General features: G+C 38.1%; 9 protein-coding genes. 1 reads left to right on the top strand and 8 read right to left on the bottom strand.

Translation table 11 applies throughout. The features are described from left to right. Positions 1-61 precede the first annotated feature (61 nt). From ACNFU2_RS21290 to ACNFU2_RS21255, 8 genes are all read right to left on the bottom strand, one after another. Positions 62-2434, bottom strand: a complete 2373-nt coding sequence (locus tag ACNFU2_RS21290; protein ID WP_273647394.1) for a choice-of-anchor L domain-containing protein — start codon at positions 2432-2434, stop codon at positions 62-64. 127 nt (positions 2435-2561) lie between these two features. Then, entirely contained in the window at positions 2562-6134 is a 3573-nt protein-coding gene (locus tag ACNFU2_RS21285; protein ID WP_273647393.1) for a choice-of-anchor L domain-containing protein, read from the bottom strand. 183 nt (positions 6135-6317) lie between these two features. Then, positions 6318-8699, bottom strand: coding sequence for a choice-of-anchor L domain-containing protein (locus tag ACNFU2_RS21280; RefSeq protein WP_273647392.1), 2382 nt, complete (start codon positions 8697-8699; stop codon positions 6318-6320). A gap of 240 nt (positions 8700-8939) precedes the next feature. Beyond that, entirely contained in the window at positions 8940-9500 is a 561-nt protein-coding gene (locus ACNFU2_RS21275; protein WP_172277396.1) for a DUF1003 domain-containing protein, read from the bottom strand. A gap of 10 nt (positions 9501-9510) precedes the next feature. Then, on the bottom strand, positions 9511-10278 hold the full coding sequence (locus ACNFU2_RS21270) for a TIGR02757 family protein (RefSeq protein WP_273647390.1): 768 nt from the start codon (positions 10276-10278) through the stop codon (positions 9511-9513). Between the two features lie 8 nt (positions 10279-10286). Then, complete coding sequence (locus ACNFU2_RS21265; RefSeq protein ID WP_273647389.1) at positions 10287-11201, bottom strand: ribonuclease Z; 915 nt, start codon at positions 11199-11201, stop codon at positions 10287-10289. A gap of 62 nt (positions 11202-11263) precedes the next feature. Next, positions 11264-11848, bottom strand: coding sequence for an RdgB/HAM1 family non-canonical purine NTP pyrophosphatase (rdgB, locus tag ACNFU2_RS21260; RefSeq protein WP_273647388.1), 585 nt, complete (start codon positions 11846-11848; stop codon positions 11264-11266). A gap of 19 nt (positions 11849-11867) precedes the next feature. Next, positions 11868-12698 carry a CPBP family intramembrane glutamic endopeptidase gene (locus tag ACNFU2_RS21255; protein WP_273647387.1) on the bottom strand — a complete coding sequence of 277 codons (831 nt, stop codon included), beginning with the start codon at positions 12696-12698 and terminating at the stop codon, positions 11868-11870. Positions 12699-12920: 222 nt separating this feature from the next. On the opposite strand from ACNFU2_RS21255, the gene ACNFU2_RS21250 reads away from it, so the two are divergent. Then, a complete protein-coding gene (locus ACNFU2_RS21250; protein ID WP_172277381.1) occupies positions 12921-14516 on the top strand; it encodes a peptide chain release factor 3 in 1596 nt (531 codons plus the stop codon). The last annotated feature ends 167 nt before the right edge of the window (positions 14517-14683 follow it).

Below are 14683 nucleotides of genomic sequence, written 5' to 3'. Positions count from 1 at the left end.
ATAGGAAAAGCCTTTCAGATATCTGAAAGGCTTTTCAATTTACAATCTATAAATAAATAATTTATTCTCTGTTTTTAAGTAATATCCAACCGGACCAGTTCATCTGGGCTTTTGACTTAGGATATTCAAAGTTAAATTTATACCAGTACGTAGCGGTAGATAATCTCTTTCCTCCTACGGTTCCATCCCAGATCGGATTTTCTTTAGAGAACCTGAACATTTCCACACCATATCTGTCATAAATAGATCCGGTAAAGTTATTAAAGTTCTTTAGAGACGACAGGTCAAGAACATCATTGATTCCATCTTCGTTAGGAGTAATAATATTGGAAATCTTTAAAGTAAAGAAGTCAAGTGTTCCCACACAATGTGTTCCCTGTATTCTTACCTGAAGATTATATGTTGTATTATCCAATAACCCCGTAAACACGTTAGAAGCCTGCCATGAAATTCCGTTATCAATAGAATACTCAAGTACTCCAGGAATATTATTAAGCGATGGATTTACCGCTGTGATTGTTAATGTATTATTGCCATAATTTAATCCGGTAATAAAAGGCAATGTAGCTCCCATCACTTTCACCGTGAATACTTTTGTACAGTACCCATTATCTATAGTAACAGAATAAATACCCAATTGGTCTACAGAAATCGTTTGCGTCGTTTCACCCGTACTCCATAAATAAGTATAATTAGGTCCGGCTCCCGCATCTAGTGTAATTCTGTCTCCGATACACATTTCAACATCTTTCAAAGGAGAGGTTATTTCCGGAACTACTTCTACTGTGATTGTAGCAGGCTGCAATGATTTACATCCTTTTGCTCCGATAGCATATACTGTAAACGTTGTAGTGTTGAATAAAGTTACGGTTTGTGTATTACCGGTTCCCGGGAAATTATTCCATTGGTAAGTAACTCCGCCAGTAGCCGTAAGGTCTACTGAATCTCCCGGACATATTTTCAGTTTTGTGGAAACAACATGTGCGGTAGGGGTAACCTCTTTTGATAAAGTTAATTTAATCAGCCGACTACAGAACCCTCCATTAGACACCACAACATATAAAATCTGTCCATCATTACCATTATAATTAAGCGGAGTGGTAATATAATTATCATTTTGCGCTAAAGCATCTGCCTGATTTTCATAAAAATGGAATACCGCATTAGGTGTTGTACTTATTGAAGGCATTGCTGTAGTCAAATCAAATGTTGTGACATCCGGCGTAGAGCATAACAATAGCGTAGCATCATTGGCATTAGGAGTTGTCCCCCCATGAATCTGTATAGATGCTTTCCCCGGACATGGATTTCCCGGAAAAGTAACTTCAATAGTATAGGTTCCCGGCTGTACTGCTGTAATGGTATTGGTTGTTGCTCCCGGTACAATGGCACCGTTGTAATACCATTGATACGCCATATTAGGATCACTCACTGAAGCTGTCAGTACCTGAGGAACATTATCACAAACATTGATATCTGATGGCAATGTGCCTCCATCCGGATCCAATAATTCCACTCCTATATTAAAAGATCCACCTTCTAAAAATACCGCTGAATCATAACTTGTATCGATCGCATCAGCAAGAACCATTTTGAAATGATAGGCCTGTCCCGGAATTACCGTTGCGGTAGCCGTAAGAGGAACGGTTCTACCGTTAAAATTAGTCTCAATATTAGTTGTATTATATCCTCCGAAGAATGTTGGATTAATTGCTCCACAACTCAAAGGGCTCCCATCAAACTGAGTATCCGGGTGAATATTGGTTACACTTACGGGTCCGGCACCACTGGGTAATACCGCCATATTGACGTAAGGTGCTGTACCCGCTACAGGTTTAAGCAACAGCGCAAATGCATCGGAATAACTGCATGGAAAGGATGTTGTATATTCTTCGGAAGCAAATAAATAATTAAATTTCACCTGCGAAGAAGTAGGAACGAAATCAAACTCCAATACAACAGCATCATTTAGATTCACTGACGGATTGGTAGCAGCTACCAGATCCGGGTCGCTTCCTGTACCGACAAGGTCACTTAAAGGACTCAATACATCTATATAGCTGTTTCCGGTCCTGTTCGCCTTTCCGGTCACAAGTACAATTCCATCTTTAAAGGGAAAGTTTGTGGTACCCTTATGAAAGTAACCCCACGCCCTATTGACATCACTTGCCGGTAAAGAAGGATTTACCTGGACATTTGACACATTGGGAGTAACACATGAGTTTGTTCCTGATGAAATAAGCACGTCTTTTACAAGCTGAGTAATGTTGTAAGCAGACTCATTATATCCCGGTGCATTTACATCGATAAACGCCCCTGCTTTGGCAGCTAAATTAGGTCTTGGCTTAGGAACTTTTCTGGGATTAATACTTTGTGAATGATAAATATTCAGCGAAACTAAAAAAAAAGAAAACAACAGGAGATATCTCTTCATAATATTTTTGTTTCAACAAATTTAAATTATTTTTAAACATACCACATACATATTTAACATTATTATGTTAAAAAAACAAAGCCTTTCAATTATGAAAGGCTTACATTTAAGAGTATATTTTTAAAAATTAATTCCTGTTTTTCAACAATATCCATCCTGTTCGTAATTCTAATTTTTTACTCGCAGGATTCTCCCACTGTACTCTGTACCAATAAGTAGCAGTTGGCAGGGCTAATCCTTTTACTGTTCCATTCCAGGCAGGTTCTAACTTAGTAGCTTTAAAGAGTTCCTGTCCATATCTGTTGAAAATAGAAGCCGCAAAATTATTATATCCGCTTATTCCCGAAAAGTCGATTGTGTCATTCTTTCCATCTGAGTTAGGAGTGATAGCATTACTAATCACAAAGGTGAAGTAGCTTAATGAGGTACTACATTTGGCATCCTTTACCCTTACCATCAGATTATAATTTGTGTTATTTAGTACATTATTAAATATATTGGAATTCTGCCAGGTAAGCCCTCCGTCAATAGAATATTCCAATGTTCCTCCGGTAGGATTGGTTGCACTTAAAGTCAGCACATGGTTTTCATAAACAATATTGGTGAACTGTGGCAGATTAGGATTTAATAGCTGAGCGGTAAACGCTTTCGAACAGGTTCCATTACTTATGGTAACCGTATAGGTTCCAGTAATATTTGTTGAAATTGTTTGAGTCGTTGCTCCGTTACTCCATATATAAGTGTAATTCGGACCACTTCCGGCATCCAGGATTCCTGTATCACCGGCACACACATATACATCCTGTAAGGTAGAGGTAATAGCTGGTACTACTTCAATAGTAATCGTGGCAGGAACCAGTGATGTACATCCGTTCCCTCCCAGCGCATATACTGAGTAAGTTGTTGTAACCGTTGGAGAAACCACCTGGGTATTTCCGTTTCCGGTCAATCCGACCCAATTATAAGTAATCCCTCCGGAAGCTGTTAATGTAACAGATTCTCCGGCACATATTTTTGATTTTGAGGCAGTCACTGATGCAACCGGTGGCCCTACGATCACGGTAACCGTTGCAGGGTTTGTTGAAATACATCCATTAGCTCCTACAGCATATACAGTATAAGTTGTAGTGACTGTCGGAGAAACCGTTTGTGTACTCCCGTTTCCGGTCAGACCCGTCCAGTTATAGCTTACTCCTCCGCCGGCTGTTAAAGTCACCGACTCTCCTACACAAATTTGAGCGTGGGAAGAAGTTAAGGTTGCCGTTGGTGGTGTTTTATTTTCCACCACCGTAACATTGGCTGTGTAGCTACAGTTTACATTTCCAGGCTGTGTTGTATTCTGTACTGTTAATGTATACGTTCCGCCTGCATTAACAACCGGTGTTAATGTATTGGCCCCTGAAACAATATTCCCCCCTGTTGTAGTCCATAATATGGAAGAACCTGCCGGCACGACTGATGCCGATGCGTCCAATGTAATCTGTGTCGTTGTACATGTAATAGTTGGTGGAGTTGCAATCGTTAATGTTGTTTCGGCAGTTTTTAATAGCTGCAGATTGACTACATAACTACATCCGCCATTCTTCACCAGAACATAAACCGTTACATTCCCTGGCGTCGGATAAGCTGTTGGTACCGCAATCGTATTGGCGTTTCCTGCATTAGCGTCCGCTAAATTGGCATAGTAAGCAAAGGTTGCCGTTCCTACCGTTGTAATTTGTGGCTGAGCAGAAGTAAGATCATATGTTAAATTACCTGGTTGATAACATTTAAGCAAAGTAGCATTTTGCACTGTAATAGGTTGGGAAACCTCAATTGTTATACTTGCAGGATTTTGAGAAACACATCCATTTGCTCCAACAGCAGTTACCGTATAAGTGGTGGTAGTGGCTGGTGTTACGGTTTGCGTATTTCCCGTCCCCGGTAATCCCGTCCAATTGTACGTAGCCCCACCGGAAGCAGTTAATGTTACAGTCTCCCCTGCACAGATTAATACTTTAGTTGCCGATACAGTCGTAGTTGGAGGAGCACTATCCCCTACTACAGTAACGGTTGCAGTTGCTGTACACACTACATTTCCGGGCTGGTAGGTATTGGAAATAGTCAATGTGTAAGTTCCAGCCGCATTCACTACAGGAGTTAAAGTGTTTCCTCCGGAAACAATATTTCCACCTGTGGTAGTCCAGTTAAATGTAGATCCTGCAGGATATACAGAAGTCGATGCATTTAATGTTATTTGTGAATTAGCACATGTAAGCGGTGTAGGAGGAGCTATTGTCCCCGTCATTTGAGGGGCTTTGATCAACTGGAGCTGAGCAACTTTTGAACAAAATCCGTTTTTAACCAGAACATAGACCGTCTGTCCTCCAGGACTTGAATATGTTGCCGGTGTTGCTATCGTATTTCCATTTCCGGCATTGGCATCCGCTAAATTGGCATAATAAGCAAATGTAGCTCCTGGAGTTGTACTGATCGATGTCTGAGCAGCCGGTAAATTAAATATTGCATTTCCTGGAGCATAGCAGGCTGTCAACGTTGCATTTTGTACCGTAGGTGAAGTTCCGCCTACGATCGTTACAGTGGCCGTTCCCGGGCATGTATTTCCTGCAAGAAGCACCTGAAGTGTATAAACTCCTGGTTGGGTCGCTGTATAAGTCGCGTTGGTAGCTCCAGCAATAGGATTATTATTCAAGAACCACTGGTAGGAAGCTGTTGCATTCTGGATCGATGCAGTAAGTACCTGAGGAGTATTGTCACACATATTAATAGACGGAGGAAGTGCTACTCCTCCGGGACCTAAAATCTGAACTCCGATATCGAAGGATCCTGCCTCCAAAAAAACAGCAGAATCAAAATTTACGTCCTGATAATCCGCTAAAACCATTTTAAAATGATAGGTTTCACCTGGAATTACCGTTGCTTTTGCTGTTAAAGGAACCGTGCGTCCGTCAAAGTTGGTTTCAACCTGAGGATTATTCATTCCAGCAAAATATTGTGCATTTTTAGGACCACAAGCCAAGCCTGAAGGAATAATATTGGTTACACTTACAGGACCTGCACCATTGGGTAAAACTGCTAAATTAGTATAAGTAGGATCACCGACTTTTTTCAATAATAAGGCAAAGCCATCTGCGATACTACACGTAAAAGTTCCTGATGGTGAGTATTCTTTAGAAGCAAATAAGTATCGAAAAGAAACTTCAGTAGAACTAGGTACAAAGTCAAATTCGATATAAGTAGCATCCCTTAAATTGGCATTATTAACATTCAGGGCTGTTGCTAAGTCAACGTCACCTCCTGAAGGAAGTGGATCGCTTAAGACACTTTGAAAGTTATTTCCTGCTTTTCTGGCAAATCCCGTTACAAGGACAATACCTTTTGAAAAGGGAAAGTTGGTCCCTGCCTTATTAAAATAACCCCAGCTTCTGTTCTGATCCGTTGTTGGTAGATTAGGAGATACATTTACATTACTTACATTGGCTGTGGTACACGTAGACCCTCCTGCAATAAGAACATCTTTTACCAACTGAGTAATGTTATAGTTAGATTCTGGATATCCGGCTGCATTTACATCAATAAATGCTCCGGCTTTCATACTTTCAGCTGTAGGTTGTTTTAGTTTAATGTTTTGACCCCTGTTCTGGGAGAACACTATATTACCTGCAAGAACTAAAAATAAAGCCAGAAATAAACTTCTCATCCTCCTATTTAACATTTTATATTGTTTTAAACAAAAATACTATTTTTTTTAATTGAAACTCAAATCTATTCAAATTGTATTGTTAATAATGTAAACATATTTGTCTTAAAATACTCTTTATAATTTAATAAAACACAAAAAGACTAACGATTCGTTAGTCTTTTTGGAAATATGATTAATATTTTATTCAAAATTCTTCAGGAGGATCCAGCCGGTTTTCACTGCTTTTTCCTTACTGGCAGGATCTTCAAAAGTCACCTGATACCAATATGATGCAGTAGGTAAACGCTTGCCCTGGAAATATCCATCCCAATAAGGCCTTACTTTTTCGGCTTTATATACTTCTCGCCCGTAGCGATCAAAGATACTTGCAGTAAAATCTTTATACTCATTGATTCCTCTAAAGTCGATGATATCGTTTACATTATCTCCGTTAGGAGTAATTACATTTTTCATCATAAATGTAAAGTATTCAAGAAACCCTACACAACTGGTATTCTTCACACGAACCCTGATCGATATCAGCTTATTTTTTGGAACATTATTGAATATATTGGAAGGCTGCCATGTTAATCCATTATCAATAGAATATTCTAAAATTCCGTTACTTGGATTACTTGCGGTAATAACCATCGTACCACTGGAGTTATAATCCACTTTAATGACAGTTGGTATCACTGCTTTAATTACCTGTGTTGTAAATACCTTAGAACAAACACCATTGTCAATAGTAACGGTGTACGTACCGTTTGTTGCTACAGTAATCGTTTGTGTTGTTGCTCCTGTATTCCAGGTATAAGTATAGTTAGGACCAGCTCCGGCATCTAACGTAATCTGATCTCCGGTACAGATCATTCCTCCGGTAAGATTAGAGGTAATAGCCGGAACCACTTCTACTGTTACCGTAGCCGGTTGTAATGATTTACAACCCTGCACCCCAATCGCATATACGGTATACGTAGTCGTCTGAGTTGGACTTACTGTTCTTGTAGGTCCGTTTGTTGAAACGTCACTCCATTGGTATGTGGCACCACCAGAAGCTGTTAAAAGAACAGATTCACCGGAACAGATTTTCATTTTTGAAGAAATCAGCTGTGCTACAGGAGTCGCTTCTTTTCTCAATGTCAACTTTACCATTTTGCTACAAAATGCACCATTAGAAACTACTACATACAAAATTTGTCCGTCAGTCCCGTCGTAGCTGGCTAGGTTGTTTATGAAATTATTATTTTGGGCAACTGCGTCTGCCTGATTTACATAAAAGTGAAACACAGCTCCCGCAGTAGTACTGATCAATGGCATTGCTGTATTTAAATCAAAGTTTAAAGCATTTGGCGTCGTACAAATCTTAAGCACTGCATCATGTGCTGTAGGAGTTGTTCCTCCAACAATCGTAATAGTTGCTGATCCCGGACACTGATTTCCAGGTACCGAAACTTTTACCTCATAAACGCCAGGCTGTGTCGCCACATACTGAATGTTGGTAGCTCCCGGAATAGGAACGCCATCTTTAAACCACTGAAAGGTCATTCCCGGTACTGTAACTACCTGTGCTTTTAATATCTGTGGAGTATTATCACACATGTTTACTGTGCCAGGTAAAACCGTACCATTTCCATCAACAATTTTAATTCCGATATCAAAGGATCCACCTTCTAAAAAAACAGCTGAATCTAAACTTTGGTCATTGTAGTCTGATAAAACCATTTTAAAATGATAAGCAACACCAGGCGTTACATCGGCAATGGCTGTTAAAGGAATGGTTCTTCCGTTATAGTTTGTTTCTATATTTGAAGTATTATAACCCGCAAAATAAGAGTCGTTAAGAGCTCCGCAAGTTAATGGAGACCCATTATCCTGGTTTGCAGGACGTATATTCGTTACACTTACTGCACCTGCTGTTCCCGGAAGTACAGCGACATTCACGTAAGGTCCACCTGCTACAGGTTTTATCAATAATGCAAACGCATCAGAATAATTACACGGATAACCTCCTGTATATTCTTCAGAAGCAAATAAATAATTAAATTTTACCTGATTGGAGTTGGGTACGAAATCAAATTCCAATGCAACTGCATCCCGTTGGTTACTTAGGTTAGTTCCTGTAGCAGCTGCAAGGTCAGCATCACCTTGCATAGAAATACTTCCGGATAAGCTTCCGCTTACCAGAGAGTTCCCGGCCTGTCTTGCATAACCCGTAGTAAGTACAATTCCGTCTTTGAAAGGAAAATTGGTAGTAGCTCTGTGAAAATACCCCCAAAATCTGTCATTATTTGCAACATCATGATTCGGGCTTACTGTAACATTCGTCACATTCGGAGTTGAGCAGTTTGTACCTCCGTTAATCAGGATGTCTGTAACAAGCTGTGTGGGAGTAAAAGCAGATGGAGCATACGAGGCAACATTTACATCAATAAATGCTCCTGCCTTCAGACTTGCTGCCGTACTTTTTTCCTTTTGTGGCTTTCTTTGAGGCAGTTTCCCCAGATTTTGAGAAAACGAAAAGAGCGGAGCTAATAGCAATATTAAAAAGAAAAAGTAGTTTTTTAGTCTATAATTTAACATTTTGGTATTGTTTGTTCAAAAATAGCAAAAATAAACATATGATGTTAATATTTTACGAATCAAAAGCAGTAATTAGATAAAATAAATACTAAAAAAATAATTCACTGAAATTAAACAATAACAGTATCCGTATTTGGAAATAAAATATTTAATATTTCGCTCAAAATCAGAAAAATTAAAATTTAAATAAAAATAAGACTTATAAAAAAGAGTTTCACACACTCAAGAAGTATATTGTATCTATATTGAACCATCTTTTTTTAGATCATCAATTTCATTCTGAAGCCTCAATATCTGATCTTTTAAAGCTTTTATCTCGTTCTTGTTGGAATTCACACTGCTTTTCAATATCACTTTTTTTGCCCGTTCATTGTGATCTTCATCGTCCTCATCCTCATTGATCTCCTCAATATCTTCCTGAATATCTTCAATATCTTCGTTAATTTCTTCGATATCCTCACTGATCTCTTCGATATCTTCGCTGATTTCCTCTATATCTTCACTGATCTCTTCAATGTCTTCCTGAATATCCTCAATGTCTTCCTGGATATCTTCGATCTTTTCGTGGCTCCTGTTAACAGACATCTGAATGAATATTGCCAGGTAAATGGCTTCCAATGAAACTACAGTAGTAAGGATAAGAAGCATTTTATCAAATTCTACAATATGAAGTAAAGGCAGCAGAAATGAAATAATAAAAAATAAGGTATGGGCTATAAGGGATGGAATAGAACCAATCCACCAGGTAATTCCATTAGCAATTCTTTCAAGAACTTCTGTTTTTTCAGTGTTTGATTTCATTATTTCCTCTTTATAAAAATTCTTTACTAACTCCTAATCCAAATAATGCAAAATCATATTTTGCAGGATCCTTATCATCAAACTGCCTGATTACCTGATCGAGCTCTTCTACTGTTTTCCAGTCGTTCTGAGTTCTTGTAATCAGACTAAGCTTTCTCGAAATGTTCCCGGTATGAACATCCAGCGGAATCGACAGGTATTTCGGGTCTATATTTTCCCAGATACCAAAGTCTACACTTCGTTTATCTTTTCTAACCATCCACCGTAAGAACATAATGATTCTTTTGGAAGATGAATTTTTGTAAGGTGAGCTCACATGCTTATGACTTCTGTGTTTAGATGTTTCTAAGAAAGAAGTCCTGAACCTTTCAATAGCATGCAAAAAATTAAATTCGGAATCTTTGATCAGGAAAAGATTTTCCAGGCTTTCATTTTCTCTGTAAACCTTATTAAATTGCTGTATAAAATAAGTAAAGTCTTCTCCGTTAAAAGTTCTGTGGATACTTTTGTCCCGAATCGAATCCAGATCTTTTTCTGAAAAATTCATAACAAAATCGTATGGAGAGTTCCCCATGATATCCAGCATTTTTTCTGCAGAACGGATAATAGATTTTCTGTTTCCCCACGATATGGTTGCGGCCAGGAAACCTGCAATCTCAATATCCTGCTTTAAGGAAAAACGATGGGGAATCTGGATCGGATCATCTTCAATAAAATCATAGTTATTATACTGATCCGATTTTTCATTCAAAAAATCTCTTAACTCTTCAAAATTCATAACTTCATCTAAATTTTCACACTTTCCAATGCTTTCGGCAGGAATGTATTAGGAAAAACAGTTCTTGCCTCATCGGTAAATACGGTCAGATCTCCATACCTGTTGGAAAAATGCCCAAGAATAAGTTTACCTACCTCCGCTTTCTGTGCTATCGTAGCTGCTTCCAAAGCCGTAGCATGTCCGGTATAATCCGCCATTTCCTTTAAATCATGTAAAAAGGTTGATTCATGATACAAAACAGTAACATTCTTTATAATAGGAATCACAGATTCCAGATATCTTGTATCACTACAAAAAGCATACGAAACCGATGGCATAGGATCCACTGTTAGGATTTCGTTTTTCAGAACATATCCGTCACTAAGCACAAAGTCCTTCCCTGCTTTTATATTATGATAATCACATACTTCAATTTCATTGTACTTGGCTATCTCCTTCATATTGATATGTCTGTCCTTCGGCTTTTCCTTAAAAAGATAACCGTTACAGTAAATCCTGTGATCCAAAGGAATTGTAAACACCTCTACTCTATTGTCCTCATAGATCTTTTCGGAATAATCCTTGTCCAGCTCGTGATAAATAACTTCAAATCCACGATGGGTTTCCGTAATGGTAAAAATGGTTTCCAGCATTTTTTTAATCCCCTTAGGACCATACACGTGTAAAGGAGTTTCCCTGCCCAGCAAACGGAAAGAAGCAATAAGTCCCGGTAACCCGAAACAATGATCCCCATGAAGATGGGAAATAAAAATATGATTAATCTTTGAAAACCTTGCTTTGGCTTTTCTCAACTGAACCTGTGTACCTTCTCCACAATCGATCAGGAAATGTCTTTCTTCCATTTCAAGCAACTGTGCCGTGGGAGAGGTATTAATCGTAGGAATTGCTGAATTAAAGCCTAATATCGTTAAATAAGTACTCAAATCAATAGTTTATTATAGCAAATGTACGACAGAAATTTTGGATATGCCTGTTTCTAAAACTATTATTGATATTCACCGGCAACTTTAAGGTGATCCAGAAACAAATCCAAAGCCTGTTTCCGGTGGCTGATCTTATTTTTGTCTTCAGGATTCATTTCAGCAAATGTTCTTTCATGCCCTTCCGGAACAAAAATCGGATCATATCCAAATCCTTTATGTCCTTTATTCTCTGTCAACAGATTTCCGTAAGCCCTCCCTTCAAAATATTGAGCTCCGTTTTCATCATAATAACATAAGACTGTAATAAAATAAGCTTTTCTGTTTTCAACGCCTTCCATTTCGCCTAAAACTTTTTCTATATTTTTTGCAAAATCATGATCTCCTGCATAACGTGCCGAAAAAATCCCCGGACGACCGTCCAAAGATTCCACAACCAATCCGCTGTCATCTCCAAGACTTGGAATCCCTGTCTTTTCAAAACAATATTTTGCCTTGATAAGGGCATTGGCATTAAAAGAGTCTCCATCCTCTACAATCTCCTCGTGGATGTCGTAATCTGTAAGACTTTTGACAGTATAACCTCCTCCTAATATTTGTTGAATTTCTTCCTTTTTATGTTGATTGTGCGTTGCAACTAATAATTCCATATCCTTTTCATTTTTTTAATTAAATTTCAGCGTAATGTACCTTGTACTTTTTCATAAAGAGATAGTAAAACAGAGAAAAAAGTATAATCCCCACTACCAGCAATATCCATTCAGAAATTTTAAATGCTTCTGAAAAACTTTCATTTTTTGTATACGTAATCAATAATGATGAACATAAGTTATTAAAGCCATGCAGCAACATCGGCAATAAAAGCGACTTTGTCCTTTCATAAACAATCCCTAAAACGCAGCCCAGCAGAACTGCTCCCACAAACTGCCATGGATTCCCATGCACCAGTCCAAAAATAATGGAAGCATACAAGATCGCTTTCCAGGGTTTTACTCCTTTATTGATAAGTCCTTTCTGAATAATTCCTCTAAAAATAATTTCTTCAAAGATCGGAGCCATAATCACAGCCGTTATGATCATAACGACAGGATCATCTGTCAGCTGATTCATCAACTCACTGAAAAACTCATAATATTTCCCGAAAAAAGGCCCGGTTACAGGAATCTGAGAGGTTATAAACTCAGAAATAAACATCATCCCTATCATCATTGGAAAAATCAGAAGATAGGTATAGAAATTGGTAGGAGAAAAATTGAAATTCAGCTTTTGTTTTGTGGTAGGCCTAACAATGAAAAAATCAAAAAAAGCAATTGCCGTTAAAAATCCTGCTGCATTGGATAACATAAAAAACCAATCTTTGAGCTGTAGGTTTTCTTTAAAAATCAGCATCCAAAAGAAGTTCAGAAAAGTGACGAACAAGGTTCCCACAAATAATCCTCCTAATAAAACAACGCCACCGATCCATGTAAAAGTATAGTTTGGATATCTGCTGTTTTTCATGTTTTTCCTTTGTAATAATTAAGGAACAAAGGTAATTTTTTTGAAGGCCTTAAACAACAAAAAAAGAAAATTCTTAGGGCTGTTTAAATTCCGGAAAGTGATTCGGTTCCGACATTCCGGTTATCCTTTGATTCCGAATATACCGGGGAGTTTTCTTTTTGTTTTGCAATTTATTTGACAGCGTCATAAAAAATCACGATTTTTGCAACTTCAAAATACACTATGTCAGACTTAATCAAAGAAATACAAAAAAGAAAAACATTTGGGATTATTTCTCACCCTGATGCCGGAAAAACAACCTTGACGGAAAAGTTACTTCTTTTCGGGGGAGCTATTCAGGAAGCTGGTGCAGTAAAATCCAACAAGATAAAAAAAGGAGCTACCTCCGACTTTATGGAAATTGAAAGACAGAGAGGGATCTCTGTTGCCACTTCCGTATTGGCTTTTGAATACAAAGGGCACAAAATAAACATTCTGGATACTCCCGGGCACAAGGATTTTGCCGAAGACACGTATAGAACATTAACTGCAGTTGATTCCGTAATCGTCGTGATAGACGTGGCAAAAGGAGTTGAGGAACAAACGGAAAAACTGGTTCAGGTTTGTAGAATGAGAAACATCCCGATGCTGGTTTTCATTAATAAACTGGACCGTGAAGGTAAGGATGCTTTTGACTTGTTAGATGAAGTTGAACAAAAATTGGGTCTTAGTGTAGTCCCTCTTTCCCTGCCAATTGGAATGGGTAGTGACTTCCAGGGTATTTATAATATCTGGGAAAACAATATCCAGTTATTTCTGGAGGAAAAAAAGCAAAAAGTTGGTGAGACGGTTAAATTTGATGATATCAACGATCCTGCCATCGATGAACTGATCGGGGAAAAAGCGGCTAAAACTTTACGTGATGAGCTGGAGCTCGTGCAATCCGTTTACCCGGAATTCAGTCGTGAAGACTATATGAAAGGTGATTTACAGCCGGTTTTCTTTGGATCTGCTTTGAACAACTTTGGGGTACGTGAATTATTGGATGCTTTTATAGAAATTGCACCTATGCCTCAACCTAAAGAAAGCGATACCCGAATTGTAAAACCTGAGGAAAATAATTTTACAGGATTCGTTTTCAAAATCCATGCTAATATGGATCCTAAACACAGAGACCGCCTGGCATTCGTTAAAATTGTATCCGGAACTTTTAAAAGAAATGAAAATTACTTATTAGTAAGAGAAGGTAAAAAAATGAAATTCTCATCTCCTAATGCTTTCTTTGCAGATAAAAAAGAAGTAGTAGATGAAAGTTTCCCTGGTGATATTGTAGGATTACACGATACGGGAAGTTTCAGGATTGGTGATACATTAACCGGTGGAGAAAAATTGAGCTTTAAAGGAATACCTAGTTTCTCTCCTGAACATTTCCGTTATATCAATAATAACGACCCACTTAAAGCTAAGCAATTGGCTAAAGGTATCGATCAACTAATGGACGAAGGGGTTGCTCAGTTATTTACCCTTGAAATGAACAACCGAAAAATAATCGGAACGGTAGGTGCGCTTCAGTATGAAGTTATTCAATACCGTCTTGAGCATGAATACGGAGCAAAATGTACGTACGAACCTCTTTCTATGCACAAAGCATGTTGGGTGGAAGCAGATGAAAAATCTGAGGAATTTAAAGAATTTGCAAGGCTGAAACAGAGATTCCTGGCAAGAGATAAGTATAACCAGCTTGTATTTTTAGCGGATTCTTCGTTTACCATCCATATGACTCAGGAGAAATTCCCGAATGTCAAACTCCATTTCATCAGTGAGTTCAGTCAACAATAAAAAATTGTTACCCAATAATTTAAAACCGTTCAGCAGATACTGAGCGGTTTTTTTTGTACAAATCTATAAAACAAAAGCATTCCCCATTTGTAAAATAGTTTTACAAACAATACAAACGCCTCATTACATAGCACTTAAGATTTTACCGAAAGAATACAGTCTTTTTA

This window comes from Chryseobacterium sp. PTM-20240506, from assembly GCF_048296755.1.
GTDB lineage: Bacteria > Bacteroidota > Bacteroidia > Flavobacteriales > Weeksellaceae > Chryseobacterium > Chryseobacterium proteolyticum.
Note: the sequence above shows the minus strand (reverse complement) of the source record. Positions and strands in the feature narration are given on the sequence as shown.